The 22,509-nt window shown below is 73.0% G+C and carries 26 protein-coding genes and 2 tRNA genes; 15 read left to right on the top strand and 13 right to left on the bottom strand.

Features of this window, described 5'->3' with window-relative positions; translation table 11 throughout:
• Nucleotides 1–6: 6 nt before the first annotated feature.
• The 5 genes from AB0I54_RS26045 to AB0I54_RS26025 all read left to right on the top strand — a co-directional run bounded on the left by AB0I54_RS26045 (nucleotide 7) and on the right by AB0I54_RS26025 (nucleotide 3,823).
• Nucleotides 7–909 carry a LysR family transcriptional regulator gene (locus AB0I54_RS26045; RefSeq protein WP_363298561.1) on the top strand — a complete coding sequence of 301 codons (903 nt, stop codon included), beginning with the start codon at nucleotides 7–9 and terminating at the stop codon, nucleotides 907–909.
• 46 nt (nucleotides 910–955) lie between these two features.
• Nucleotides 956–1,540, top strand: a complete 585-nt coding sequence (locus tag AB0I54_RS26040; RefSeq protein ID WP_363298560.1) for an XRE family transcriptional regulator — start codon at nucleotides 956–958, stop codon at nucleotides 1,538–1,540.
• Nucleotides 1,537–2,067 (top strand): GNAT family N-acetyltransferase, encoded by a 531-nt coding sequence (locus AB0I54_RS26035; RefSeq protein WP_363298559.1) that lies wholly within the window; start codon nucleotides 1,537–1,539, stop codon nucleotides 2,065–2,067. The genes AB0I54_RS26040 and AB0I54_RS26035 overlap by 4 nt, the downstream gene beginning before the upstream one ends.
• Nucleotides 2,068–2,097: 30 nt before the next feature.
• Nucleotides 2,098–2,457 carry an MmcQ/YjbR family DNA-binding protein gene (locus AB0I54_RS26030; RefSeq protein WP_363298558.1) on the top strand — a complete coding sequence of 120 codons (360 nt, stop codon included), beginning with the start codon at nucleotides 2,098–2,100 and terminating at the stop codon, nucleotides 2,455–2,457.
• Between the two features lie 73 nt (nucleotides 2,458–2,530).
• Nucleotides 2,531–3,823 carry an MFS transporter gene (locus AB0I54_RS26025; protein WP_363298557.1) on the top strand — a complete coding sequence of 431 codons (1,293 nt, stop codon included), beginning with the start codon at nucleotides 2,531–2,533 and terminating at the stop codon, nucleotides 3,821–3,823.
• Nucleotides 3,824–3,841: 18 nt separating this feature from the next.
• Here the strand turns inward: AB0I54_RS26025 and AB0I54_RS26020 are convergent, their stop codons facing one another.
• Nucleotides 3,842–4,753 (bottom strand): transketolase C-terminal domain-containing protein, encoded by a 912-nt coding sequence (locus AB0I54_RS26020; protein ID WP_363298556.1) that lies wholly within the window; start codon nucleotides 4,751–4,753, stop codon nucleotides 3,842–3,844.
• Nucleotides 4,754–4,787: 34 nt separating this feature from the next.
• Entirely contained in the window at nucleotides 4,788–5,495 is a 708-nt protein-coding gene (locus AB0I54_RS26015; RefSeq protein WP_363298555.1) for a transketolase, read from the bottom strand.
• Between the two features lie 123 nt (nucleotides 5,496–5,618).
• Between AB0I54_RS26015 and AB0I54_RS26010 the strand changes: the two genes are divergently transcribed.
• Nucleotides 5,619–5,692, top strand: a tRNA-Pro gene (locus AB0I54_RS26010).
• 47 nt (nucleotides 5,693–5,739) lie between these two features.
• On the opposite strand, the gene AB0I54_RS26005 is transcribed toward AB0I54_RS26010, so the two are convergent.
• Nucleotides 5,740–6,399 (bottom strand): TetR family transcriptional regulator, encoded by a 660-nt coding sequence (locus AB0I54_RS26005; RefSeq protein ID WP_363298554.1) that lies wholly within the window; start codon nucleotides 6,397–6,399, stop codon nucleotides 5,740–5,742.
• A gap of 57 nt (nucleotides 6,400–6,456) precedes the next feature.
• On the opposite strand from AB0I54_RS26005, the gene AB0I54_RS26000 reads away from it, so the two are divergent.
• Both AB0I54_RS26000 and AB0I54_RS25995 read left to right on the top strand, forming a co-directional pair.
• A complete protein-coding gene (locus AB0I54_RS26000; RefSeq protein ID WP_363298553.1) occupies nucleotides 6,457–7,143 on the top strand; it encodes a class II aldolase/adducin family protein in 687 nt (228 codons plus the stop codon).
• Nucleotides 7,140–8,069, top strand: a complete 930-nt coding sequence (locus AB0I54_RS25995; protein ID WP_363298552.1) for a carbohydrate kinase family protein — start codon at nucleotides 7,140–7,142, stop codon at nucleotides 8,067–8,069. The genes AB0I54_RS26000 and AB0I54_RS25995 overlap by 4 nt, the downstream gene beginning before the upstream one ends.
• A gap of 6 nt (nucleotides 8,070–8,075) precedes the next feature.
• Here the strand turns inward: AB0I54_RS25995 and AB0I54_RS25990 are convergent, their stop codons facing one another.
• From AB0I54_RS25990 to AB0I54_RS25975, 4 genes are read right to left on the bottom strand one after another with little or no spacing between them, the layout of a single operon-like run.
• The gene (locus AB0I54_RS25990) at nucleotides 8,076–8,612 is read right to left on the bottom strand and encodes an NUDIX hydrolase family protein (RefSeq protein WP_363298551.1); all 537 of its coding nucleotides are present in this window, start codon (nucleotides 8,610–8,612) and stop codon (nucleotides 8,076–8,078) included.
• 33 nt (nucleotides 8,613–8,645) lie between these two features.
• Complete coding sequence (locus AB0I54_RS25985) at nucleotides 8,646–9,803, bottom strand: amidohydrolase family protein (protein ID WP_363298550.1); 1,158 nt, start codon at nucleotides 9,801–9,803, stop codon at nucleotides 8,646–8,648.
• 2 nt (nucleotides 9,804–9,805) lie between these two features.
• Nucleotides 9,806–11,209 carry a glutamine synthetase family protein gene (locus AB0I54_RS25980; protein WP_363298549.1) on the bottom strand — a complete coding sequence of 468 codons (1,404 nt, stop codon included), beginning with the start codon at nucleotides 11,207–11,209 and terminating at the stop codon, nucleotides 9,806–9,808.
• Between the two features lie 37 nt (nucleotides 11,210–11,246).
• Nucleotides 11,247–12,059, bottom strand: coding sequence for an SAM-dependent methyltransferase (locus AB0I54_RS25975; RefSeq protein WP_363298619.1), 813 nt, complete (start codon nucleotides 12,057–12,059; stop codon nucleotides 11,247–11,249).
• A gap of 153 nt (nucleotides 12,060–12,212) precedes the next feature.
• On the opposite strand from AB0I54_RS25975, the gene AB0I54_RS25970 reads away from it, so the two are divergent.
• Both AB0I54_RS25970 and AB0I54_RS25965 read left to right on the top strand, forming a co-directional pair.
• The gene (locus tag AB0I54_RS25970; RefSeq protein WP_363298548.1) at nucleotides 12,213–13,076 is read left to right on the top strand and encodes a Cof-type HAD-IIB family hydrolase; all 864 of its coding nucleotides are present in this window, start codon (nucleotides 12,213–12,215) and stop codon (nucleotides 13,074–13,076) included.
• A gap of 126 nt (nucleotides 13,077–13,202) precedes the next feature.
• A complete protein-coding gene (locus AB0I54_RS25965; RefSeq protein WP_363298547.1) occupies nucleotides 13,203–14,135 on the top strand; it encodes an NADP-dependent oxidoreductase in 933 nt (310 codons plus the stop codon).
• 110 nt (nucleotides 14,136–14,245) lie between these two features.
• Here the strand turns inward: AB0I54_RS25965 and AB0I54_RS25960 are convergent, their stop codons facing one another.
• The 3 genes from AB0I54_RS25960 to AB0I54_RS25950 all read right to left on the bottom strand — a co-directional run bounded on the left by AB0I54_RS25960 (nucleotide 14,246) and on the right by AB0I54_RS25950 (nucleotide 16,002).
• The gene (locus AB0I54_RS25960; protein ID WP_363298546.1) at nucleotides 14,246–14,578 is read right to left on the bottom strand and encodes a DUF3140 domain-containing protein; all 333 of its coding nucleotides are present in this window, start codon (nucleotides 14,576–14,578) and stop codon (nucleotides 14,246–14,248) included.
• Nucleotides 14,579–14,607: 29 nt separating this feature from the next.
• A complete protein-coding gene (locus AB0I54_RS25955) occupies nucleotides 14,608–15,090 on the bottom strand; it encodes a DNA starvation/stationary phase protection protein (protein ID WP_363298545.1) in 483 nt (160 codons plus the stop codon).
• 102 nt (nucleotides 15,091–15,192) lie between these two features.
• Nucleotides 15,193–16,002, bottom strand: coding sequence for a lysophospholipase (locus AB0I54_RS25950; RefSeq protein ID WP_363298544.1), 810 nt, complete (start codon nucleotides 16,000–16,002; stop codon nucleotides 15,193–15,195).
• A 132-nt stretch (nucleotides 16,003–16,134) separates the two neighbouring features.
• Here AB0I54_RS25950 and AB0I54_RS25945 point away from each other — a divergent pair, with 132 nt between their 5' ends.
• Together AB0I54_RS25945 and AB0I54_RS25940 are read left to right on the top strand one after the other, a co-directional pair.
• On the top strand, nucleotides 16,135–17,322 hold the full coding sequence (locus AB0I54_RS25945) for a thiolase family protein (protein WP_363298543.1): 1,188 nt from the start codon (nucleotides 16,135–16,137) through the stop codon (nucleotides 17,320–17,322).
• Nucleotides 17,323–17,414: 92 nt separating this feature from the next.
• Complete coding sequence (locus AB0I54_RS25940; RefSeq protein ID WP_363298542.1) at nucleotides 17,415–18,188, top strand: sulfite exporter TauE/SafE family protein; 774 nt, start codon at nucleotides 17,415–17,417, stop codon at nucleotides 18,186–18,188.
• Here the strand turns inward: AB0I54_RS25940 and AB0I54_RS25935 are convergent.
• Nucleotides 18,177–18,962 (bottom strand): TIGR01458 family HAD-type hydrolase, encoded by a 786-nt coding sequence (locus AB0I54_RS25935; protein WP_363298541.1) that lies wholly within the window; start codon nucleotides 18,960–18,962, stop codon nucleotides 18,177–18,179. The two genes, AB0I54_RS25940 and AB0I54_RS25935, sit on opposite strands and share 12 nt — an antisense overlap.
• Nucleotides 18,963–19,079: 117 nt before the next feature.
• Between AB0I54_RS25935 and AB0I54_RS25930 the strand changes: the two genes are divergently transcribed.
• The gene (locus tag AB0I54_RS25930) at nucleotides 19,080–19,826 is read left to right on the top strand and encodes a cobalt-precorrin-6A reductase (RefSeq protein WP_363298540.1); all 747 of its coding nucleotides are present in this window, start codon (nucleotides 19,080–19,082) and stop codon (nucleotides 19,824–19,826) included.
• A gap of 14 nt (nucleotides 19,827–19,840) precedes the next feature.
• Here AB0I54_RS25930 and cobF read toward each other — a convergent pair whose 3' ends face one another.
• Nucleotides 19,841–20,614 carry a precorrin-6A synthase (deacetylating) gene (cobF, locus tag AB0I54_RS25925; RefSeq protein ID WP_363298538.1) on the bottom strand — a complete coding sequence of 258 codons (774 nt, stop codon included), beginning with the start codon at nucleotides 20,612–20,614 and terminating at the stop codon, nucleotides 19,841–19,843.
• Between the two features lie 56 nt (nucleotides 20,615–20,670).
• A complete protein-coding gene (locus AB0I54_RS25920; RefSeq protein ID WP_363298537.1) occupies nucleotides 20,671–21,207 on the bottom strand; it encodes a DUF309 domain-containing protein in 537 nt (178 codons plus the stop codon).
• A gap of 105 nt (nucleotides 21,208–21,312) precedes the next feature.
• On the opposite strand from AB0I54_RS25920, the gene AB0I54_RS25915 reads away from it, so the two are divergent.
• Nucleotides 21,313–21,386: transfer RNA gene (locus AB0I54_RS25915), tRNA-Pro, on the top strand.
• A 149-nt stretch (nucleotides 21,387–21,535) separates the two neighbouring features.
• A complete protein-coding gene (gene sigJ, locus AB0I54_RS25910; RefSeq protein ID WP_363298536.1) occupies nucleotides 21,536–22,450 on the top strand; it encodes an RNA polymerase sigma factor SigJ in 915 nt (304 codons plus the stop codon).
• Nucleotides 22,451–22,509 lie beyond the last annotated feature (59 nt).

The raw sequence follows: 22,509 nt of genomic DNA, 5'->3' as shown, positions 1-22,509 counted from the left end.
GGCCGCATGATCGAAGCGCGGCGGCTCCACATCCTGCGTGCGGTGGCGGACCACCGCACCGTGACAGCGGCTGCCGCCGCGCTCTACCTCACCCCCTCGGCCGTCTCCCAGCAGCTGGCGGCCCTGGAGCAGGAGACCGGCCACCGGCTGGTCGAGCGCAGCGCCAAGGGCGTACGGCTGACCCCGGCCGGCGAGATCCTGCTCGGGCACACCAACGCCGTCCTCGCCCAGCTGGAGCGGGCCGAGGCCGAGCTCGCGGCGTACGGCTCGGGCGAGGCAGGCACCGTCACGGTCGCCGCCTTCGCGACCGGTATCGCCCAGGTCGTCGCCCCCGCGGTGGCCCGGCTCGCGCAGGCGGCGCCCGGCATACGCATCCGCGTCCAGGACGCCGAGGGCGACGCCAGCCTGCCCATGGTCCTGGACCGGCAGGTCGATGTCGCGGTCGCCGTCGAGTACCGCGGGGCCCCGCCCGCCGACGACCCGCGGCTGACCCATGTCCCGCTCTACGCCGAGCCGTTCGACGCGGTCGTCCCGGTCACCCACCGCCTCGCCGACGCCACCGAGGTCCCCCTCGCCGAGCTGGCCAAGGACACGTGGATCGGCCCCTACCCCGGCAACCCCTGCCACGACGTCGTCGTCCTGGCCTGTGAGAGCGCCGGATTCCAGCCCCGCCTCGAACACTCCTCGGACGACTTCCGCGCGGTCGTCGCCCTCGCCTCCGCCGACGCGGGCGTCGCCCTCGTCCCCCGCTCCGCCCTGCGCGGCATGGACCTCACGGGCGTGGTGGTCCGTCCCGTCGACGGCGTGGCCCCGACCCGCCGGGTCTTCGCGGCGGTACGGCGAGGAGCCGAGGGCCACCCCTTGATCCGGCAGGTGCTGGACGCACTGGGCGAGGCGGCACAGGCGTGAGCCTTCCGTAACCCGCCCGTCTCACATCAGGGATATCGTCCCGGATATGAGACGCGAACGGGAAGGCCTGGCCCCGGACGCCATCGACGCGCGGCTCGGGGCCCGCCTGGCCGAGCTGCGGGCCGAACGCGGCTGGTCGCTGGGCGAGTTGGCGGAGCGCAGCGGAGTGAGCAGATCGACCCTGTCCCGGGCCGAGCGCGCGGAGGTCAGCCCCACGGCGGCGCTGCTCAACCGGCTGTGCCAGGTGTACGGGCGGACCATGTCCCAGCTGCTCAGCGAGGTGGAGCCGGCCCACGCGCCGGTGGTGCGGGCGGCCGAGCAGCCGGTGTGGGAGGACCGGGCCTCCGGGTTCGTACGGCGCTCGGTCTCGCCCCCGCACGCCGGGCTGCGCGGCGAACTCGTCGAGGGGCGGCTGAGTGCCGGGGCCGACATCGCCTACGACCGGCCGCCCGTGCCGGGCCTGGAACAGCACATCTGGGTCCTGGCGGGAACGCTCGACGTCACCGTTCAGGACGTCCGGCACCGACTGGACGCCGGGGACTGCCTGCGACTTCGGGTGTGGGGACCGACGCGGTTCTGCTGCCCGGGGCCCGAGGACGTGCGGTACGTGCTGGCGGTGGTGCTGCCATGACGGTGACCCGCCTGGACGCGGACCGGACCCGGGACTTGGCGGCGGAACTGGCCGAACTGCTCACCGCCGTCGTGGCCGACGGGGCGTCCATCGGTTTCCTGGCACCGCTCGGCCGCGCGGAAGCCATCGCCTGGTGGCGGGAACGGGCCGCCGCCGTGGCCGCCGGGCAGCTCGCCGTGTGGATGGCGCGGGGCGACGACGGACGGGTGACCGGGACGGTGGGTCTGGCCTTCCCCGGCAAACCCAACAGCCGGCACCGTGCCGAGATCGTCAAGCTGATGGTCCACCGGGACGGCCGTGGAAGGGGCCTCGGCCGCCGGCTGCTGGCCACCGCGGAGCAAGCGGCCGCCACGGCCGGAATCACCCTCCTCCACCTGGACACCGAGACCGACAGCCCCGCCGAGCACCTCTACCGCACGGTCGGCTGGACCAGGGCCGGCGTCATCCCCGACTACGCGGCGAGCCCCGCCGGAGTGCTGCGGCCCACCTCGCTCTACTACAAGCGCATATCCGCTCCGACCAGGTGATTGTCAGTGCCACGGGCTACGGTGCCTGTCATGCAGGATGCCGAAGACGTACGCCGTATCGCCCTGTCCCTGCCGGACACCACGGAGAAGATCGCCTGGAGCATGCCCACGTTCCGGGTGGCCGGGAAGATGTTCGCCACGCTGCCCGAGGAGGAGACCTCCATCGCCGTGCGGTGTCCCAAGGAGGAGCGCGACGAACTGGTCCTGGCGGAACCGGAGAAGTTCTGGATCGCCGACCACGAGGCCCAGTTCGCCTGGGTCCGCGTCCGGCTCGCCGCACTGGAGGACGAGGACGAACTGCGCGACATCCTCGCCGACTCCTGGCGCCAGGCGGCCCCGCCCCGACTCCTCGACTCCCACCCGGAACTGGGGCTGCCGGACGGGGCGTAAAAACGGTCGAACACGGCCGGGCGCCGTGGCATGATCCGGCGGCGGTGACGCAGCCGAGGGGGAGGGGGCGGGGATGACCGGGACGTCGGCACGGCGTGACATCGTTGCCGGAGCCGGGTTCGGCGGCGGGCGAGGCGACCGGGGCCGTACGGTCTGGTCGCGGGACTTCGTTCTGTTCTTCGTGGCGCGAGCCGTCGCCCGGCTCGGGGACACCATGCTGCCCGTGGCGCTCGCCGCCGGCCTGCTGGAGCACGGGTACGGCGCGGGCGCCGTCGGCCTGGCCATGGCCTCGACGGCCGCCGCCTTCGCCGGACTGGTCGTCTTCGGCGGGGTGATCGCCGACCGGTTCAGCACCCGCAGACTGATGATCGGCGCCGATCTGGTCCGGATCGGCACGCAGTCCCTCGCCGCCGCGCTGTTCTTCGCCGGCCACGTGGTCCTGTGGCAGGTCTGCGCGATCGGCGTCGTCAACGGAGTGGCGGGAGCGGTGTTCCAGCCCGGCGTGGCGAGCACGGTGCCGCGGCTCGCCACCGACATCCAGGGCGCCAACGGTGCCATACGGATCGCCGAGTCCGCGGCCCAGCTGGCGGGACCCGCCCTCGCCGGCCTGCTCGTCGGCTTCGCCTCGCCCGGCGGCGTGTTCGCGGCCCACGCCGCCACGTACGCGGTGAGCGCCCTGTGTCTCCTGCTGCTCCGGCTGCCGCCGCTCCCCGACACCGGCCGGGCCCCGGCGGCGGGCGCCCGGGCCTTCAAGGCCGATCTGGTCGAGGGCTGGCGGGAGTTCAGGACGCGGACGTGGCTGTGGGGAGTCATCGCCGTCTGGTGCGTCTACATGATCGCCGTATGGGGGCCGACCGTCCCGCTGGTGGCCACGGAGGTGGTGCGGAACCACGGCCCGCGCGCCTACGGCCTGGTCAACTCGGCGCTCGGCGCCGGTACCGTCCTGGGCGGCCTGCTCGCCCTGCGGCTGCGGCCCCGCCGGATGCTCCGGGCCGGCTCGATCGCCCTGTTCGCCTTCGTCGGCTTTCCGGTGACCGTGGGCGCCGGTCTGGGCGTACCGGCCATGGCGGCCGGGGCGGCCGTCGCCGGGGCCGGGATGTCCTTCTGGGGTGTGATGTGGGCGACCAGCGTGCAGACCCAGGTCCCGCCCGACGTCCTCAACCGCATCCACGCCTACGACGTGGCGGGCTCCCTCGCGATGATGCCGGTCGGCCAGGCCCTCGCCGGGCCCGCGGCCGGAGTCCTGGGCGCCGGTCATGTCCTGCTGGTCGCCGGGGCGATGAGCCTGGTGGTCGCCGTCGCCCTGCTCGCGGTCCCCGCGATACGGGACCTGGTCCGGGCCGACGCGGCCACGACCGGGCACTGATCGCCCCCGTACCGGCGATCATCCCCGTACCGGCGCCGCGAGGAACCCCGCGAGCCGGTCCCGCAGACCTGCCGCGTCGAGTCCGTGCGCGGCGATGTGCTCCTCGATGCCTCCGTACCGTCGCAGTTCGCGGCGCCCCACGCCCAGGGCGAGCACCCGGTGGGGCACGTCCGACAGGGCCTCGGCCACGGCGGCCGTCGACGTCCCGGCCAGATACGGCTCGACGAGTACGACGTCCGTGCCCGCCGACTCGGTGGCCCGGCGCAGTGCGGGCGCGTCGAAGGGCCGTACCGTCGTCGCGTACAGGACGGTCACATCGAGGTGCTCGGTGGCGGCCAGGACGGCGTCCAGCACCGGACCCACCGCGACGACCACACCGGAGCGTCCCTCGCGGACGGTGAGGAAACGCCGGCCGTCCACCGGGAGGCCCTGCCGGTTGGTCTGCACGGACAGGCGGACGTACACCTTGTCGTCCCCCGCCGCGACCGCGTGCCGCAGCAGCGTCTCGGCCTCGTCGGGGTGCCCGGGCACATGGACGGTCCAGCCGTCCAGGGTGTCGAGCAGTGCCACGTCGCCGGGTGCCATGTGCGTGTACCCGCCGGCGGGCCAGTCGAAGGAGGCGGCCGCGCTCACCAGGACCGCCCCGACGTCCTGGTGCCCCAGGTCCAGCTTCACCTGCTCGAAGGGCCGCTCGACCAGAAAACTGGCGAAGGTGTGCACGACCGGCCGCATCCCGGTGAGCGCCAGCCCGGCCGCGGCCCCGACCAGGAGCTGCTCGCGGATACCGACGTTGATCACCCGGTCCGGATGCCGGCGCCACGCCTCGGCGAAGCCGTCCTTGCCGATCTCGGCGAGGACGACCGCTACCCGGGGATCCTCGTCGAGGATCCGGGAGACGACGGGGGCGAAGCGGTCACGCATGGTGTCCATGGAGGTCAGGCCCTTCTGGAAGTGTGGGATCGGTTCAGGCGTGCTTGGGCTCGACACGGGCCACGACCACGTGCGGGCGGCCCGGATGCCGCGTGGTGAAGGCGGCGTACAGCGCCTCGTGGTCACGGCCGTCGACGGTCACCGCGGACCAGCCCGCGGCCTCGAAACGCGCGGCGATCCCGCCGGGCCGGGCGTGGCTCGCGGAGGAGTTGTCGACGACGACGGTGTGCAGTCGCTCCAGACCGGCGGGCCCGGCGAAGGCGATCGCCTCGTGGTTGCTGCCCTCGTCCAGCTCGGCGTCCCCGATCAGCACCCACACCCGCGGATCGGCGGGCCCCTGGGCGCGCAGTCCCAGCGCCGTGCCCACCGCGATCGGCAGCCCGTGGCCGAGCGATCCGCTGCCGATCTCCGCCCCCGGCACCAGCACGCGGTCGGGATGGTGGCCGAGCGGGGAGTCGTACGAGCCGAAGCCCGCCAGCCACTCGACCGGCACGAAGCCCTTGGCGGCCAGCACGGCGTAGTACGCCATCGGTCCGTGCCCCTTGCTCAGCAGGAACCGGTCCCGCGCCGGATCGTCCATCGACCGCGGCCCGACCCGCAGCACCCGGTCGTACAGCACCCACAGCACGTCGAGCGTGGAGGTGGCGGCCGGGCCGTGCTTCTCGTCGCCGGTCATCCTGCTCATCAGGCCCGGCAGGTCCGTGTAGGCGTACGTGCGCCCTTGTTCCTCGGTGATCGTCATGCTGACGATCGTGCAACCTCGACCAAACTTGAGGTCAAGACAAATGGGTGCGCGACCACCGACCCGAGTGCGGTATTGTTTCCCTGCGCGTTTGGACCGGGGAAACCCCAGGTCAGACGGCACCGGGACGTGGCGCAGCTTGGTAGCGCACTTGACTGGGGGTCAAGGGGTCGCAGGTTCAAATCCTGTCGTCCCGACGGTGCGAAGGGTCTTCGCGGGCAGCAGCCCGCGGAGGCCCTTTCTGTTAGGGCCGGTAGCGCCCGGTGACCTCGACGAGGTAGCCCCGCAGCATGGTCTTCGCCTCGCAGAGGAGGGCGGCGTCGCCCTCGGGGGCGCGGCGGAACGCCTCCTGGGCGAGTGCGTCGGCGGCCAGGAACGCGGCGTGGCAGGCCCGGCCCAGGGCCTCGTCGTCCTCGGCCAGGCCGAGCGCCAGCAGCACGCGGCGGACCCCGTCGGCCATCCGGCGCTTGTGCTCGCGGTCCGCCGCCCGGGTCCGCTCGGTCAGACCGCTGCCGAACCACAGCGCCCGGAAGCCGTGTTCGGTGCGGTAGACCGCGGCGCAGGCGTCGATCAGCATGCCGACCGGGTCGTCCCGGTGCTCGTCGGCCGCGGCCCGGGCGAAGTCCTCCATGACCGCTTCGAGCCGGGCGAAGTATCCGCCCGCCAGGGCGTCGATGATCGCGTCGCGGTCGGGCAGGTACTGGTACAGCGAGCCGACCGACACCTGCGCCTGTGCCGCGACGCGCGTGGTGGTCAGCGCCTCGACGCCCTCGGACACCAGCACCCGCTCCGCGGCCTGGAGAACCCGGGCCAGGCGGGCCTTGCTGCGCGCCTGCCGGGGAGTGCGGCGCAGCGGGGTGACACCGTCACCGGCCCGGTCGGTGTCCGTGGTCGGTTCGCCCACGCATGGCCTCCGAAGCTGAACGTGACTTTGTTTCAGGTTTACGTTAGCGTCGCGGACATGACGGACTCAAGCTCCGCGCTGGGCCGGGAGAGAGCCGCCGTCGCGGACGCCTGCCGCCGTCTGGGTGCGGCGGGACTGCTGATCGGTACGGCCGGAAACGTCAGTGTGCGGGTGGGGGAGCGGGTCGCGGTCACCGCGACCGGAGCGGTGCTGGCCCAGTTGACCGCCGGTCAGGTGAGCGTGGTCGACCTGGACGGGAAGGTCGTGGCCGGGACCCTGCGGCCGACCTCCGAACTGGAGCTGCACCTCGGCGTCTACCGGCGCTACGGCGCCGGCGCGGTCGTCCACACCCACGCCCCGATGGCCACCGCCCTGTCCTGCGTCCTGGACGAACTTCCCTGCATCCACTACCAGTTGCTCGCCCTCGGCGGCAGCGTCCGGGTGGCCCCGTACGCCATGTTCGGCACCCCGGAACTCGCCGAGTCGGTGCTCGGGGCGCTGGAGGGCCGCAGCGCCGCGCTGATGGCCAGTCACGGCGCGCTCACCCACGGCCCGACGCTCGACAAGGCGGTCGAGAACGCCCTGCTGCTGGAGTGGGCCTGCGGTGTCTACCAGCACGCGGCCGCCCTCGGCACTCCCCGTGTCCTGGACGAAGAGCAGCAGCTCGCGGTGATCGAGGCCGCGATCGCACGCAACTACGGCACCACCCAGTCCGTACCACCCGCGCAGGAGGGAAACCGATGAAGGTCGTCACGCTGGGCGTACATGTGCTGGACGTGCTGGTGCGGCCGGTGGAGGCCATACCCGAGGGCCAGGGCGCGACCCTGGTGGAGGACATCCGGATGACCGCCGCCGGCACCGCCGGCGGGACCGCGCTCACCCTGGCCAAGCTGGGTGCCTCGGTGCGCAGCGCGGGCGCGATCGGCACCGACCCCACCGGGGACATGCTGGTCCAGCTGCTGGGCCGGGCGGGCATCGACACCGGGTTCCTCGTCCGCCGCGCGGACACCCCCACCTCGGCGAGCGTCCTGCCCATCCGCCCGAACGGCGACCGGCCCTCGCTGCATCTGCTCGGCGCCAACATCACCTACGGACTCGACGACGTCCCCTGGGACGCGATCGCCGAAGCCACCCATCTGCACCTCGGCGGCCCCGAACTGATCGGCGTCGACGTCGCCGCGCGCATCCTGGCGCACGCCAAGGAGCACGGCGTCGTCACCTCCGTGGACCTGCTCGCCCCCGGCGTCCTCGGCAGCTTCGAGCAGATCGCGGCGGCCCTGCCGTACGTGGACCACCTGCTGCCCAACGACGAACAGGTCCTGGGCTTCTCCGGTGAGCAGGACCTGGTCGCGGGCGCGAAGAAACTCCTCGGCGCCGGTGCCGGCCTCGTCGCGGTCACGCGGGGCGGCGACGGCGCGCTCCTGGTCACCGAGGAGGGCACCGAAGCGGTCCCCGCCTTCGCGATCGACGTCGTCGACACCACCGGATGCGGTGACGCCTTCTCGGCCGGCTTCCTGCGCGGCGTGGGCCTGGGCCGTACACCCCGCGAGTCCGCCGTGCTGGGCTGTGCCGCGGCGGCGCTGGTGGCCCAGGGACTCGGCAGCGACCACGGCGACTTCGACCTCGCGGCCGCCGACGCGTTCGCCGCGGCGCACGGGCCGCGCGCCTGAGCCGGCTCAGGCCACGTGGCCCACATGCGCGAGGGCCTGCTTCAGCAGCACGCCGTGGCCGCCCGGCATCTCGCTCTGGACCGCCGCCGAGACGGCCTCCTGCGGGGTGAACCACACCAGATCCAGGGCGTCCTGCCGGGGCCGGCAGTCGCCGGTCACGGGCACGACGTAGGCGAGGGACACCGCGTGCTGGCGCGGGTCGTGGTACGGGGTGACACCCAGGGTCGGGAAGTACTCGGCGACCGTGAAGGGCTGCAGGGAGGGCGGGACCCGGGGCAGTGCCACCGGGCCGAGGTCCTTCTCCAGATGACGCAACAGGGCGTCGCGGACCCGTTCGTGGTGCAGGACACGGCCGGAGACCAGGGTCCGGCTGACCGTTCCGTCCGGCCCGATGCGGAGCAGCAGTCCGATGCTGGTGACTTCGCCGCTGTCGTCGACGCGCACGGGCACGGCCTCGACGTACAGGATCGGCATACGGGCGCGGGCCATTTCCAGCTCGTCCGTGGACAGCCAGCCGGGCGTGGTTTCGGTCAAGTCAGACATTGCTTGATCATACTTTCCGGGTGGGGCGCGCGCTCAGTCGCGGCCGTGGGCGGATGCGGGCAGTCCGTACAGGCGGCGGGCGTTGTCACGCCCCGTCCAGGCGGCGATCAGCAGGGCGTCGGGCAGGCTCAGCTCGTCGGCGTCCACCCGGTCCTGGAGCAGCGCCGCCAGCCCCTGCCGGAAGGACAGCGCGCCGAGGTGGTGGAATTCGGCCACACCGTAGGCGTCGGAGCTGTACAGGAGTTTGCGGAACGGGGTGATCTCCAGGGCCTCCTCCAGGATCGCCCGGGACCGGGCCGGTCCCGTGAAGTGGAGGGCGAGCCCGACGTCGAGGTACACGTGCTCGAACACGGCCGCCAGATAGGAGGCCTGCCGCTGGTAGGGCCAGCAGTGCAGGAACAGCACCGGGATCGTGCCGCTCGTCAGACGCAGCCAGTCCGTCAGCAGAGCCGGGTCGGAGCGGTGCAGCCGGATGTCGTTGTCGCCGAGTCCGGTGTGGAGCTGGAGCGGCAGTCCGAGGTCCACGGCGGTCCACAGCAGATGCCGTACCAGGACCGGGTCGGCCAGGCGGCCGGTGCCGGATTCGAGTGCGTGCCGGGCCGCCCGTGTCACCTCCGCGTCCGTCGGTCTCGCGGGGTCCAGGCCGAAGCCGGTGCGGTAGGCGGCCACCGACTTCACCGCCACCACGCCCGGGCGCCGTACGGCGTCCTCCGCGGCCGCCCGGAACACGCGCGCGTACTCGCCCGCCTCGACACCCCGCGCCAGCACCGCCTCGGCCACCCCCTCCAGCCGTACGACCTCGTACGCCGCGGCGCCCGCGGCCCGCGCCAGCTCCGCCGGACCGGTGACCGGATGCGGGGCATGGCCCGTGTCCACGCAGAACGCCTCGGCCCCCGCCGAGGTGAGGAACCGCCGGTTGACCTCGCGCCAGCCCAGGGCGGACCGCCGGGCGAGATAGTCGGCGGCGGGCGCGTGCCGGGGCAGGTCCAGCAGGGGTGCGCAGTGCCGCCGTACGGCCACACCGACGGGGCTGTCGAAGGGCGAGATCCCGCTGCCGGGCCACACCTCGCCCTCGGTGATCAGCGACTCGAACTCCGGCGGGTCGAGGTCGGCCATGACGGCACCGTGGCAGTGGTGGTCCACCAGCGGCAGACCGGCGAGGGCCTCCCGGACCGGTCCGGACGCGGCCATCGTCAGTACTTCCAGCGGTAGGCGGCCGCCACCCGCGCGTCGTCGAGACCCTCGACGGCGGCGGCCTCCCCGAGGCGTACGGCGGTCACCGCGTCGGCGAGGACCGGGCCAAGGGCGGCACGCAGCACCTCGTCCCCGCGGAACCGTTCCACCGCCTCCTTCAGCGAGACCGGCAGCCGGTGCACGCCCCGGGCCGCCGCCTCCTCGGCTCCGAACCGTGCCGGGTCCCCGGTGATCTCCTCGGGCAGGGGCGCGGCCGCCGCCACCCCGTCGAGCCCGGCGGCGATGACACAGCCCAGGGCGAGATAGGGGTTGGCGGCCAGGTCGACCGGTTTGACCTCCAGGTTCGCCGACTCCTCCTGGCGGCCGGCCGTACCGGTGACCACCCGCAGCGCGGCCTCGCGCGTCTCCCGGCCCCAGGCGGTGAACACCCCGGCCCACTGGGAGGGCCTGAGCCGCAGATAGCTGGCCGGACTCGGCGCGGTCACGGCCGTCAGCGCGGGCAGCCGCGCGAGCACCCCGGCCACGAACGACTCGGCCTCGGCCGTCATGCCGTACCGGCCCTGGCCCCCGGCGTGCAGGTTCACCCCGTCGCGCAGACAGGAGAGATGGATGTGGCCGCCGTTGCCGACCCCCTCGGCGGACACGGCCGGGGCGAAGGACACGCGCAGGCCGTGCCGCTGCGACACCGCGCGGACGGTCTGCCGTACCAGCACGCTCCGGTCGGCCGCCGCCACCGGGTCCAGCGCCCCGGCCGACAGCTCGAACTGGCCGGGCGCGTACTCGGGATGGATCTGCTCGACGTCCACGCCCTGCGCGGCGCAGGCCGCGAGCAGGTCGGCGGCGTAGTCGCTCAGCTCGACCTGCCGGGTGGCGCCGTACGCCGGGCCGGACACCGCTGGGACGAACTCCCCGTCGGGCGCCGATCCGAGACCGACCGACCACTCGATCTCGATGCCCGCGCGAAAGGTGAACCCCAGCCGCTCCTCGGCGTCCGCGACGAGGCGGCGCAGGAAGGTGCGGCTGCATCCGGGGTGGCGTTCACCCTCCTGGGTGATGCGGTCGACGGGGGCCCAGGCCCAGCCGGGCTGCCCGGCCAGCTCGACCAGCCCGTCGAGGTCCGGGTAGAGGCGCAGATCGCCGTCCGGGGATCCGAGGACGTCGGTCGTGACGATGGAGTCGTCGGCCAGGAACGTGTCGAAGACGGGGGACATCCCGACGCCCCAGGCCGCCGCCGCGGCGAGCCGCGCCGTCGGGACGGTCTTCACCCGGCCGATGCCCGCGGTGTCCACGTAGGCCAGCACGACTCCGCGCACGCCCCGCTCGGCCAGCTCCGCGGCGAGCGCGCCGGCCCGCGCGACGTCGCCCGGACGTCCGCCGGGCGCGGGGTCGACAAGGGTGGTCATGGTCCTCCTCGACGGGCTCGGCCTCGCCCGTTCGTGGTCAGGGTTTCACGGCCACCGCGCCGAACTGCGGTACCGCGGCGGCGGAGTCGGTCCCGGCGTGCCACTGGGAGCACGGCACCAGTCCCGGCTCCAGCAGGTCGAGGCCGTCGAGGAAGCCGGCGATCTCGGCGCGGGTACGGGCGGTGATCGGCGGGGTGGCGTTCTCGTTCCAGAACTTCATCGCGGCGATGTTGCCCTCGCCGCCGAGGTCGGCGTCGAAGGTGGGGTGCGTGAGGACGACGTAGCTCCCCGAGGGGACCGCCGCCATGACCCGGTGCACGATGTCCCGCGCCTCGTCGGTGTCGAGCACGAAGTTGAGGATGCCCAGCATCATCACCGCGACGGGCCGGGTCAGGTCGAGGGTCTCGGCGGCGTTGCGGACGATGCTGTCCGGGTCGTGCACATCCGCGTCGATGTAGTCGGTGACGCCCTCGGGGGTGCTGGTCAGCAGCGTGCGGGCGTGCATGAGCACGATCGGGTCGTTGTCGACGTACACGATCCGGGACTCGGGCGCGATCCGCTGTGCTATCTCGTGCGTATTGTCGACGGTCGGCAGACCGGTGCCGATGTCGAGGAACTGCCGTACTCCGCGCTCATCGGCCAGGAACCGCACCGCGCGGCCCAGGAAGTCGCGGTCCGCGCGTGCCACCGCCCGGATCACCGGGAACATCCCGGCGACGTGTTCGCCGACCCGCTGGTCGACCTCGTAGTGGTCCTTGCCGCCGATCCAGTAGTTCCAGACCCGCGCGTTGTGCGCCACGGTGGTGTTCAGCCTCGCCGCTCCACCCTTTGCCGGGTGATTCTCGGTCACGTCGCTGCCCTTCGTCGTGCGCGGCTGTCCGCCGCCATTGTGCCGTCCGTTGATCGTCATGTCCCGGGAATCGGCGCAGCGGGCGGGTCCGGGACCACCCGACACATGAGGAACACTGGTTCGAGTACAGCCGTCCCCGACCGGAAGCAGGACATGCCCGCCTCCCTCGCGTCCCTCCTTGCCGCTCCCGACCTGCCCACCGACCCCGCCGGCATCCGGCTGATCGTCACCGACATGGACGGCACGCTCCTCGACGACGCCAAGCGGATCCCGGAGGGGCTGTGGCCCATGCTGGCCGAACTGCGCCGGCGCGGTGTGCTGTTCAGCCCGGCGAGCGGCCGTCAGTACGCCACGCTGGCACGGCAGTTCGCCGATGTGGCGGACGGCATGGTGTTCATCGCGGAGAACGGCACCTATGTGGTGCGCGACGGGGTGGAGCTGAGTTCGGACCCGCTGGCGCCCGCCGTCGCCACCGGCCTCGCCCGGGCCGTACGGCGGCTGGTGGCGGACGGGGTGGACGTGGGCGCCGTCGTCTGCGGCAAGCGGTCCGCGTATGTGGAGCGCACCGACGAGCCCTTCATGGCCGAGGTGCGCAAGTACTACGTCGAGCACCGCGTCGTCGAGGACGTCACCGCGGTCGACGACGATGTGATCAAGGTGGCCCTGTTCGACTTCGGCCGGGCCGAGCGGACCACGGCGCCCGCCCTGTCGGCCTTCGCGGACACCCACCAGGTCGTCGTCTCCGGCGAGCACTGGGTCGACGTCATGAACCGCACCGCCAACAAGGGCGCCGCCCTGCGCGGCCTTCAGCGCGAGCTGGGCATCACTCCGGCGCAGACCATGGTGTTCGGCGACTACCTCAACGACCTGGAGATGCTCGACGCCGCCGAGTGGTCCTTCGCCATGGCCAACGCCCACCCGGAGGTGGTCGGCCGGGCCCGCCATCGGGCCCCGTCCAACAACGACAACGGGGTGCTGCGCACGATCGCCCGGGTGCTGGGGATGTCCGGCCACTGAACCGGTTCCCCGGTTTCCCCGGCACACCGGCGGCTCGGCACCGGCGACCCGACCGCGGGCGGGTCACCGCGGATGCGGCCGGCCTGCCGTGTGGGCAGTCTGGAGACCGCGGATCGGGAGGTCGGGATGGACACGATGCACGCGGTACGGGGTCATCGGCGCGGTGGCCCGCAGGAGCTGACGTACGAGGAGGCACCGCGCCCGGTGCCCGGCGCGGGCGAGGTGCTGGTGGCGGTGCGGTCCGCCTCGATCACCCGGGGCGAGCTGGACTGGGACGCCACCTGGACGGACGCCCTCGACGGCAGCGGAAGCCCACGGGTGCCCATCGTGCCGTCGAAGGAGGTGTCCGGGGTCGTCGTCGCGGCGGGCCCCGGGGTGACGGACTGGGGTCCGGGCGACGAGGTGTACGGGCTGATCCCGTTCACCCGGGACGGGGCGGCCGCCGAGTTCACCACGGTTCCGGCGGCCGTGCTCGCCGCCAAGCCGCCGCGGCTCGATCACGACCGGGCGGCCGCCCTGCCGCTCGCCGGGCTCACGGCGTGGCAGGCGCTGGTCACCCATGGCGGGGTGCGTCCCGGTGCGCACGTCCTGGTGCACGGCGGCGCGGGCGGTGTCGGGTCGATCGCGGTGCAGGTCGCGGCCGCCCTGGGAGCCCGGGTCGTCGCCACGGCCGGCGCCGGGACGGCGGACTTCGTCCGGGAACTGGGCGCCGATGAGGTCGTCGACCATCGGGCCGGGCGCTTCGAGGCGCTCGTCGAGGACGTGGACCTGGTCCTCGACACGGTCGGCGGTGACACCCAGGACCGTTCCTGGCTGGTGCTGCGCCCCGGCGGCGTACTGGTGAGCATCGTCTCCCCGCCGGACCCGACCAGGGCGGGCGGCGTGTTCTTCGTGGTGGAGCCGGACCGGACGGGGCTGGAGGAGCTGTCCCGGCTCGTCAAGGACCGGAAGCTGACCCCACGCGTGGACCGGGTGGTCCCGCTGGAGGAGACCCCGCAGGCCTACGCCGCGCTGGAGCAGGGCCACCGGCGCGGGAAGATCGTCATCCGGGTGTCGTGAACCGGTCACGGGCCGGGCTGGAGAGCGACGCCCCCGTACAGCACCCAGTGAAGTCGACGACGCGGTGGGGGCGCGGGAGTTGGGACCAGGAGCCCTGGCTACGGCTACGGCTACGGCTTGAGCGGATCGTGGCCGAGTGCCATCAGCCGGTGCCGGCGGCGCGTGTCCTCGGCCGCGGGCTCGTCGTCCACGTCCACCAGGTCGTCGACCGTGTCCACCACCCGGTACATCACCCGGATGTCCTCCTCGGTCAGGTCGGTGCGGCGCTTCTGCAGGATCGCCAGGACGTGCTGCCCGGTGGGCGTGCCCGCCTCCTCCGGCAGGAGTTCCGCGTCCTCGTCGGCGTCGCGGACCCGGAGCCAGGCCGCCAGTTCCTGCGAGGTCATGTTGACCGCGCGGTGGAAGTCCTCCCACAGCGCGTCGAGTTCGAGGGCGTCGGTCATCGAGTCCCCTTCTTCTCCCACTCACCTGCTCAGTTGTCGAGGGGCCAGTTCTCCGCCTCGAACATCCAGCGCTGCTTCTCCAGGTCGGCGGTGATGCCGATCAGCAGGTCCTGGGTGACCGGGTCGGGCTTCTCCGTCGCGTCGATCCGCTCGCGCAGTCGACCCACGGCCGCCTCCAGCGTCTCCACGAGCAGCTTGACGACCTCCGTGTCCCGCAGCCAGCCGTCCTTGGTGCCGGGCAGGGCGAAGGTCGCGGCGATGGTCTCCGGCCGCCCGTCCGGCGGGACGCCGAGCGCGGCGGCGCGCTCCGCGACCGTGTCGGAGTGCGTCCGTGCGGTCGCCACCACCTCGTCGAGCTGGAGATGGATCGAACGGAACCGCGGGCCCACGATGTTCCAGTGCGCCTGCTTGCCGATCAGTGACAGCCCGAGCAGATCCACGAGGGTGTCCTGCAGCGCGGTTCCGGTGATCCGGAGCGCCTCGTCGGGCAGGGTGCTCTTCACCACGGTCATGGCGCGGTTCTCCTCTCGTCGTCACCGCTCCATGCGGGCGCGGGTGCCCACGCCGGACCGGTGCAAACGCGACGACCGGACCCGGCGGCGGTCCGTCCGGAATCAGCCCGTCAGCACGCCGTCCAGGAACGCGGTCACGTCGGCGAAGACCTCCGCGCGGTTCGTCTCGTTGAAGACCTCGTGCCGTGCCCCGGCGTAGATCCGCTCGGTCCGCCGGCCTCCGCTCAGCCGCTCCACGCCGATCCGGCTGCCGGGCAGCGGCACCAGCCTGTCGTCTTCGCCGTGCAGCCACAGCAGCGGGAGCGGACCGGCGTCGCCGCCCTTGGCGACGGTCTCCAGGGTCCGTACGAACGCCTCCAGCGTCGGGCGCTTCATCGGACCGTGCCAGACCAGGGGATCGGCGGCGTACGCGGCACCCACCGCCGGGTCGCGGGAGAGCGCGCCCGGGCTGATGGGGGTGTCCGGGATCTCGTCGAGCGCGAGCAGCCGGCCCGGCAGCTCCCAGACGCCGATGACCGGGCCGGACAGCACGAGCGCGGCGAGCTCGTCGCCGTACCGCTGGGCGTACCGGGCCGCGATCAGGCCGCCCATGGAGTGGCCGATCACGACGACCGGCAGACCCGGGTGCGCGGTGCGGGCCAGGCCGGCCACGGCGTGCACATCGGTGACCACGTCCTCGAAGTCCTCGATCACCACGCGTTCGCCCGCCGACCTGCCGTGGCCGATGTGATCGGGGCCGTATACCACCGCCCCGTGCCCGGTCAGGAAGTCGGCGAGTGCGTCGTAGCGGCCCGCGTGCTCGCCGTACCCGTGCACCACCAGGGCGATGTACCGGGGCCGCGGGTGCGGCCACTCGCGTGCGCTGATCGTGCCGCGGGTCCCGGTGAGGACGTGCTCCCGCGTGTCGGCCATGTCTCCTCCGGCTGCCTCGGTGAAGGTGCCCGAGGATCTTCCCAGGGGGCCGGTCCGAGGTCTATAGTCCAAAACTAGCAGTGCTAATTAATTCGGCCTCATTCGACAATGCCGTCGGTCAGGAGTCCTGTCGTGCGTCCCGTCCACTTCGCGGCCGCCCGCCGCACCCCCATCGGCAAGCTGCGCGGCGCCCTGTCCACGGTCCGGCCCGACGACCTGGCGGCGACGGTGATCCGCCACCTGGTCTCCGAGGTGCCCGCGCTCGACCCGGCCCGCATCGACGACGTCTACTGGGGTGCAGCCAACCAGGCGGGCGAGGACAACCGCAATATCGCCCGGATGGCCGCGCTGCTCGCCGGACTGCCCGAATCCGTACCCGGCGCCACCGTCAACCGGCTCTGCGCCTCCGGCCTGGAGGCGGTCACCACCGCCGCCCGCACCGTCGCCGCGGGCGAGGCCGACATCGTGATCGCCGGCGGCTCCGAGTCCATGAGCCGCGCCCCCTTCGTCCTGCCCCGCCCCGACGAGGCCCTGCCGCACCGCATCGAGACCGTCGACACCCGCCTCGGCTGGCGCCTGGTCAACCCCGCGATGAAGGAGCTCCACGGCCTGCTGTCGATGGGCGAGACCGCCGAGGAGGTCGCCGAGCGCTACGGCATCACACGCGAGCGGCAGGACGAGTTCGCCCTGCGCAGCCACCGACTCGCCGCCGCCGCACGCAAGAACGGCCACTTCGACGACGAACTCCTGCCCGTCGAGCGCCCGGACGGCATCGTCGTCGACAGCGACGAGTGCGTCCGCGAGGACACCTCGTACGAGAAGCTCGCCCGGCTGAAGCCGGTCTTCCGCGCCAGCGGGACGGTCACCGCGGGCAACGCCTCGCCGATGAACGACGGCGCGGCCGGACTGCTGCTGGTCAGCGAGGAGGCCCTGAACGAACTGGGGCTGGAGTCGTTGGGCCGGTACGTCGCCGGTGCCTCGGCCGGAGTCCACCCCGATGTGATGGGCATCGGCCCGGTGCCCGCCACCCGCAAGGCGCTCGCCCGCGCGGGCTGGGAGACCGGCGACCTCCAGGAGGCCGAGTTCAACGAGGCGTTCGCCGCCCAGGCCCTCGCCTGCGTCGACCAGCTCGGCATCGACCCGGAGCTGGTGAACCCGACCGGCGGCGCGATCGCCCTCGGCCACCCGCTGGGCTGCTCCGGCGCCCGCATCCTCACCACCCTGCTCCACCGCATGCGGCGCACCGGAGCCGAGCGCGGGCTGGCGACCATGTGCGTGGGCGTGGGGCAGGGGAGCGCGGTGCTGGTGGAGAGGCACTGAGCGGCGGCACTTCGCAGCGCCCGTCGGTACGACGACCACCAGCCGAGACGCGCTTACACGGGCACATGCATGCGCATAGCCTCGGTGTCCGCATGAACACGATGACGCTCTGGCACATAACCGGCTGGGAGTTCGCCGCCCTCGCCTTCGCGGCGCTGCTCGTCGGCTTCTCCAAGACCGCCGTCAGCGGGGCCAACACGGTCAGCCTCGCCGTCTTCGCGGCCGTCCTGCCCGCCCGCGCCTCCACCGGCGTCCTGCTCCCCGTGTTGATCGCGGGCGACCTGCTCGCCGTCGCCACCTACCGCCGGCACGCCCACTGGCCCACGCTGTGGCGGCTGTTCCCGGCGGTGGCGGCCGGCGTGGTGTTCGGCACGCTGTTCCTCGTGTGGGCCGACGACGGGATCGTACGGACCTCCATCGGCGCGATCCTGCTGCTGATGGCCGCGGTCACGGTGTGGCGGCGGCGCCGGGCCGACGCGGACGAGGAGCCGGACTCGGTCGTCACCCGGGCCGGCCGGGTCAAGGCCCGTTCCTACGGCGTCCTCGGCGGCTTCACCACGATGGTCGCCAACGCGGGCGGCCCGGTGATGTCGATGTACCTGCTGTCCGCGGGCTTCCGGAAGCTGGGCTTCCTCGGCACCTCGGCCTTCTTCTTCCTGATCGTAAACGTGTCCAAGGTGCCCTTCAGCGCCGGCCTCGGCCTCATCGACGGCCGCTCGCTGCTCCTTGACGCCGCGCTCGCGGTGTTCGTCGTACCCGGGGCGTTGTTCGGCACATGGGCTGTGAACAGGATCAACCAGCGGCTGTTCGAGCAACTGGTGATCGCGGCGACCGTCGTGGGCGGCGCCCAGCTGCTACTGCGTTAGGTTCAGCAGCGCGGGCAGGTCCGCGAACGAGTCCAGGACGTGGTCCGGGGTGCCGCTCGCCCTCTCGTGGGTCTCCGGCAGGTACTTGCCGGTCTTCACCAGGACACCGGTGATCCCGGCGCGCTGTGCCGCCAGCACGTCGAACTCGATGTCGTCGCCGACCATCAGGGCCTGGTCCGCACCCACCCCCAGCCGGGCCAGCGCCGCCCCGAAGAACGCCGGCGAGGGCTTGCCCGTGATCTCCGCCTCGACCCGTGCCGCCTTCTCCAGCCCGACCAGGAACGCTCCCGTGTCCAACTGCAGCCCCTCCGCCGTCCGCCAGTACAGATTGCGGTGCATGGCCACCAGCCGCGCACCCCGCTGCAACTGCCCGAAGGCCCGGTTGAGCGCCGCGTAGCCGAACTCGGGCCCCGCGCCGCCGACCACGACCACGTCCGGGACGGTGTCCCCGTCGACCAGGGTGATGCCGGCGAGGTCCTCCGTGATGTCCCCGCTGTTGAGCAGGGCGCACCGGGCGCCGGGAAAGTGCTCGGCCAGATGGGCCGCGGTGACCGAGGGCGCGGTGAGGACGTCCTCGGCCCGCACCTCGAACCCTGCCTCCGACAGCGTCTCGGCGATCGACGCGCGCGTACGGGAGGTGGTGTTGGTGACCAGCGCAACCCCGAGCCCGGCCGCACGGATCTGCCGCAACGCCTCCACCGTCCCCGGCAGCGGCTGCCACGAGACGGTGAGCACCCCGTCGATGTCGATCAGCACGGCACGCACGGATTCCATGCCTGGACGATAGCGACCCGGGCGGCGCACCGGACCGTACGACATCGCCTCCCGAGCGGGCGGGCCCACTCCCACCGATCGTCACCCGACCCGAACCGGCGTCGTACGCTCACTGCCATGTCCCCGCACATCCTGATCCTCGGCGGCACCACCGAGGCCCGCCGGCTGGCCGCCCGCCTCGCGGCCCGCCCGGATGTCCGGGTCACCACCTCGCTGGCCGGCCGGGTGGCCCGGCCCGGGGCAGTGGAGGGGGACGTACGGATCGGTGGCTTCGGCGGAGCGGAGGGGCTGGCGGACTGGCTGCGCGCGCAACGGGCGGACGCGGTCGTGGACGCCACGCACCCCTTCGCCGCGTCGATCACCGCGAACGCGGCACGGGCCGCGCGGGCCACCGGGCTGCCCCTGGTGGTCCTGCGCCGCCCCGGCTGGCGGCCCGCCCCCGGCGACCGCAGGCACCCGGTCCCGTCCCTGGCCGCGGCCGCCGACGCGCTACCCGGCCTCGGCCGGCGGGTGTTCCTCACCACCGGCCGCCTGGGCCTCGCGGCCTTCGCCCGGCTGACGGACCTGCACTTCGTCGTACGGTCCGTGGAGCCGCCCGAGCCACCGATGCCGCCCGACGCCGAAGTGATCCTGGCCCGCGGGCCGTTCACCGTGGCCGACGAGCTGACGCTGCTGCGCGCCCACCGCATCGACGTGCTGGTCACCAAGGACAGCGGGGGAGAGGCGACGGCCGCCAAACTGACGGCCGCGCGTGAACTCGGCCTGCCCGTGGTCGTCGTACAACGCCCCCCGCTCCCGCCCGGCGTGACCGCGGTCCCCGACGTGGCGGCCGTACTGGAAAGACTCGGCCTCGAACCGCCGTGACCGGGGAGTGCCGGTCAGTCTCGCTCGGGGTGCCTGCGCAGCAGATACGTGTCCATGATCCAGCCCTTGCGCTCACGCGCCTCGGCGCGCACCCGCTCGATGCGCGGGCCGGCCTCGGCGAGAGGACCGGAGACGAGGATCTCGTCCGGGGTGCCGATGTACGCGCCCCAGTAGATGTCGATGTCCTGCTCGGCGTACTGCCGGAAGGTCTGGTGCGCGTCGAGCATCACCACCACGTCGTCCACCCCCTCCGGGAACCCCTCGGCCAGCCGCCGCCCCGTGGTGATCTGCACCGGCCGGGCCACCCGGTTCAGTCCCGTGCGGTGCCGCGCGACGAGCGCCGAGACACTGCTGATGCCCGGCACAACGTCGTACTCGAAGGCCACCGCACCCCGGGCGAGCACCTCATCGAGGATGCCGAGCGTGCTGTCGTACAGCGAAGGGTCCCCCCAGACCAGGAAGGCCCCGCTCTCGTCCGCCCCGAGTTCCTCGGTGATCAGCCGCTCGTAGATGTCGGCGCGGGCGCTGCGCCAGTCCCCGACCGCCGGGGAGTACGCCGCACCGCCGGCGCTCCGGTCCCGCTCCGGGTCGCGCGCCTCCACCAGCCGGTACGACCCCTGCGGTATGTGCGCGTCCAGCATGTCCCGGCGCAGCCGCGTCAGATCACTCTTCACCTCGCCCTTTTCGAGGAGGAAGAACACGTCGGTGCTCCGCAGCGCCTTGACCGCCTGCAGGGTCAGCTGGTCGGGGTCGCCCGCACCGATACCGATGACATGAATCTTTCGCACGCCCCCGAGTCTGCCGCATGCCACTGACAGTGCGTGCACCGCCTCCGCACGCCCCGCTACGGCGCCCCGTGCCCCCGCAGCCGGGGCGCCCGCGCCGCGGCGTCGACCGCGGTACCGGCATCCCGCTCCACGTCGTCCGCCAGGCCTCGTGCCCAGCCGACGAGCCCGGCGAGATCCATCCCGTACGGCCGCCGCTGTCCGCGCTCCGCCGCCCACTCCTCGACCGCGCCCGCGCCGCGCCGCAGCAGCCGTACGCCACCGGTGACATTGCCCCGGGCGGCGTGCGTGAGCCCCACGGCCAGCTGGGCCAGCCCCCGCCACAGCGCGCGCTCGTCCTGCGGACCCGACTTCCAGGCGTCCTCGAAGACCTCGTGCGCGTGAAACGGCTTCCCCGCGTCCAGCAGCGCCTGCGCCTGCGAGACCGTCTCCCGGGGAGTCCGTACGACCCCCTCGGGCTGCCGTTCCACCCCGGCGGCGCCGTACGGCAGCGGCCGCCCGAGCCCGTCCCGCGGCCTCGCGTTCCGCGCGCGCCCCTCACTGTCCCGGTCCCGGGTCTCGACCGGCCGTCCCCGCGATGCCCCTGCGCTGCCCATACGACCGATTGTCCACCGCCGCCGCGGTGCCCCCTTCGGCGCGGCCCGCCACGTGCGGTAAAGTTCTGTTCGTGCGATCACACGGGTCACCGTGAGTGAGCGCACCGGGACGTGGCGCAGCTTGGTAGCGCACTTGACTGGGGGTCAAGGGGTCGCAGGTTCAAATCCTGTCGTCCCGACCGGAGCTCCGCTCCGTTCGACATGATCGAGGCTCTGTTCGCCGAGGCGAGCAGAGCCTCGATGCATGTGGGCGACGGTCCCTTCCGGATGTCACACTTCGGGTCCTCCCGCTGCTCTTGGAAGACAAGACACCGCAGGAGGTCCGAAGATGTCCGACACCCCGTCGGCGGGCAGTGCCCGGCAAAGCGCCGTGGACGCGGCGACCAACGTGTTCGTCCAACACCGTGAGCTGCTGTTCTCCATCGTCTACAACATGCTCGGCAGCGTCGCCGACACCGAGGACGTGCTGCAGGAGACCTGGCTGGCCTGGTCGTCCAGGGGCGGGTCGGGGGACGTGGAGCCGGTCAACAGTCCGCGCGCCTATCTCGCCCGGATCGCGGTGCACAAGGCGCTCGCCCGGCAGGCCGCCATCGACCGGCGCCGCGAGACGTATGTCGGTCCATGGCTGCCCGAGCCGCTGGTCACCCCGCTCGTGGATCCGGCCGAGCAGACCGAGTCGGTGTCGATGGCGCTCATGGTCGTCCTGGAGACGCTCACCCCGCTGGAGCGCGCGGTGTTCGTCCTGCACGAGGTGTTCGGCTACGCCCACACCGAGACCGCGGAGATTCTGGGGCGCAGCCCCGCGGCCGTACGCCAGCTCGCGCGTCGCGCACGCGAGCACGTGCAGGCCCGCCGTCCGCGCTACCAGGCCGATCCGCGGCTGCGACAGCAGGTCACCGAGCGGTTCGTGGCCGCGGTCTCCGGCGGCGATCTGGACACGCTGCTGCGGCTCCTGGCGCCGGACGTGACGCTGTGGGCCGACGGCGGGGGCAAGGCCACCGCCGCGGGGCCGCGTCCCGTGCACGGCCGGGAGAAGGTCGCCCAGGTGCTGGCCCGGGGCACCGAGCGGGCCCCGAGCGGCCTGGACGTCCGCTACCGGCGGGTCAACGGCGACCCCTCGGCGCTGCTGTTCAGCGGGGACTCGCCCTTCGCCGTACTGGTCCTCGACCTGGCGCCGGACGGCCAACAGGTGTGCGGCATCTACTTCCTGACCAATCCGGAGAAGCTCACGGGCCTCGCGTGACGCGGGACCGACGTCGGATCGCGAGATCCGGGAACTCGACCGAGCCCAGGAGGAACCAC

The organism is Streptomyces sp. NPDC050625, assembly GCF_040654755.1.
Taxonomy (GTDB): domain Bacteria; phylum Actinomycetota; class Actinomycetes; order Streptomycetales; family Streptomycetaceae; genus Streptomyces.
This window is presented reverse-complemented; position numbering and strand designations above follow the sequence as displayed.

What these genes read in the sequence shown, in the direction of transcription:
- AB0I54_RS26045 (WP_363298561.1), top strand. Translation starts at nt 7, where the DNA reads ATGATCGAAGCGCGGCGGCTCCACATCCTGCGTGCGGTGGCGGACCAC.
- AB0I54_RS26040 (WP_363298560.1), top strand. Translation starts at nt 956, where the DNA reads ATGAGACGCGAACGGGAAGGCCTGGCCCCGGACGCCATCGACGCGCGG.
- AB0I54_RS26035 (WP_363298559.1), top strand. Translation starts at nt 1,537, where the DNA reads ATGACGGTGACCCGCCTGGACGCGGACCGGACCCGGGACTTGGCGGCG.
- AB0I54_RS26030 (WP_363298558.1), top strand. Translation starts at nt 2,098, where the DNA reads ATGCAGGATGCCGAAGACGTACGCCGTATCGCCCTGTCCCTGCCGGAC.
- AB0I54_RS26025 (WP_363298557.1), top strand. Translation starts at nt 2,531, where the DNA reads ATGACCGGGACGTCGGCACGGCGTGACATCGTTGCCGGAGCCGGGTTC.
- AB0I54_RS26020 (WP_363298556.1), bottom strand. Translation starts at nt 4,753, where the DNA reads ATGGACACCATGCGTGACCGCTTCGCCCCCGTCGTCTCCCGGATCCTC.
- AB0I54_RS26015 (WP_363298555.1), bottom strand. Translation starts at nt 5,495, where the DNA reads ATGACGATCACCGAGGAACAAGGGCGCACGTACGCCTACACGGACCTG.
- AB0I54_RS26000 (WP_363298553.1), top strand. Translation starts at nt 6,457, where the DNA reads ATGACGGACTCAAGCTCCGCGCTGGGCCGGGAGAGAGCCGCCGTCGCG.
- AB0I54_RS25995 (WP_363298552.1), top strand. Translation starts at nt 7,140, where the DNA reads ATGAAGGTCGTCACGCTGGGCGTACATGTGCTGGACGTGCTGGTGCGG.
- AB0I54_RS25990 (WP_363298551.1), bottom strand. Translation starts at nt 8,612, where the DNA reads ATGTCTGACTTGACCGAAACCACGCCCGGCTGGCTGTCCACGGACGAG.
- AB0I54_RS25985 (WP_363298550.1), bottom strand. Translation starts at nt 9,803, where the DNA reads ATGGCCGCGTCCGGACCGGTCCGGGAGGCCCTCGCCGGTCTGCCGCTG.
- AB0I54_RS25980 (WP_363298549.1), bottom strand. Translation starts at nt 11,209, where the DNA reads ATGACCACCCTTGTCGACCCCGCGCCCGGCGGACGTCCGGGCGACGTC.
- AB0I54_RS25970 (WP_363298548.1), top strand. Translation starts at nt 12,213, where the DNA reads ATGCCCGCCTCCCTCGCGTCCCTCCTTGCCGCTCCCGACCTGCCCACC.
- AB0I54_RS25965 (WP_363298547.1), top strand. Translation starts at nt 13,203, where the DNA reads ATGGACACGATGCACGCGGTACGGGGTCATCGGCGCGGTGGCCCGCAG.
- AB0I54_RS25960 (WP_363298546.1), bottom strand. Translation starts at nt 14,578, where the DNA reads ATGACCGACGCCCTCGAACTCGACGCGCTGTGGGAGGACTTCCACCGC.
- AB0I54_RS25955 (WP_363298545.1), bottom strand. Translation starts at nt 15,090, where the DNA reads ATGACCGTGGTGAAGAGCACCCTGCCCGACGAGGCGCTCCGGATCACC.
- AB0I54_RS25950 (WP_363298544.1), bottom strand. Translation starts at nt 16,002, where the DNA reads ATGGCCGACACGCGGGAGCACGTCCTCACCGGGACCCGCGGCACGATC.
- AB0I54_RS25940 (WP_363298542.1), top strand. Translation starts at nt 17,415, where the DNA reads ATGAACACGATGACGCTCTGGCACATAACCGGCTGGGAGTTCGCCGCC.
- AB0I54_RS25935 (WP_363298541.1), bottom strand. Translation starts at nt 18,962, where the DNA reads ATGGAATCCGTGCGTGCCGTGCTGATCGACATCGACGGGGTGCTCACC.
- AB0I54_RS25930 (WP_363298540.1), top strand. Translation starts at nt 19,080, where the DNA reads ATGTCCCCGCACATCCTGATCCTCGGCGGCACCACCGAGGCCCGCCGG.
- AB0I54_RS25920 (WP_363298537.1), bottom strand. Translation starts at nt 21,207, where the DNA reads ATGGGCAGCGCAGGGGCATCGCGGGGACGGCCGGTCGAGACCCGGGAC.
- sigJ (WP_363298536.1), top strand. Translation starts at nt 21,536, where the DNA reads ATGTCCGACACCCCGTCGGCGGGCAGTGCCCGGCAAAGCGCCGTGGAC.